Annotated in this window: 1 protein-coding gene; it reads left to right on the top strand. The window is 40.2% G+C overall.

Annotated features, from left to right (window positions below; translation table 11 throughout):
- The first annotated feature begins 142 nt into the window (after positions 1 to 142).
- The gene (locus S1OALGB6SA_RS08085) at positions 143 to 505 is read left to right on the top strand and encodes a helix-turn-helix domain-containing protein (RefSeq protein ID WP_195910382.1); all 363 of its coding nucleotides are present in this window, start codon (positions 143 to 145) and stop codon (positions 503 to 505) included.
- The last annotated feature ends 27 nt before the right edge of the window (positions 506 to 532 follow it).

Below are 532 nucleotides of genomic sequence, written 5' to 3'. Positions count from 1 at the left end.
ACGGTTTTCAGTCTCTTGCCCGCTTAAAAGCGGGACTTTGAAAAAGTGTGTCAAGAGGTTTTAACGGAAACCAATATAACATATTACATACTATATTGTCAACATCCTTTTATACTTTCTCTTCATGCCAAGAGTATCGCGATTGAGAAACCTGTCTGCCGAAGAAAAAAACACCATTGCTTTAGGAAAAAGACTAGCAGAATTGCGTAAAAAACGTGGACACACTCAAATTGAACTTGCTCAGAAAATGAACCTTATACAATCAGTGATTTCGGCCTATGAAAGAGGCAGGATCCGCATGACCTCTGAAGTCCTGATTCAATTCTGTAGTGCTTTGAATGTAACACCCAGTGTATTGCTCGGCATCGAATCGGAAAATGAATCAGAGCTAAGCCTCAAAATTGTAAAACGTATGCTAAAGATTCAACAACTACCACTATCAAAGCAGAAAAGATTATTTGCTACTATTGACGATACTCTCAAAGCAAACGACTTACTCCCTTGAATCCCCCCTCCCCCCCAAGCGGCTCAT

It is taken from the genome of Olavius algarvensis spirochete endosymbiont (assembly GCA_900608495.1).
GTDB lineage: Bacteria > Spirochaetota > Spirochaetia > DSM-2461 > DSM-2461 > UBA2779.
Note: the sequence above shows the minus strand (reverse complement) of the source record. Positions and strands in the feature narration are given on the sequence as shown.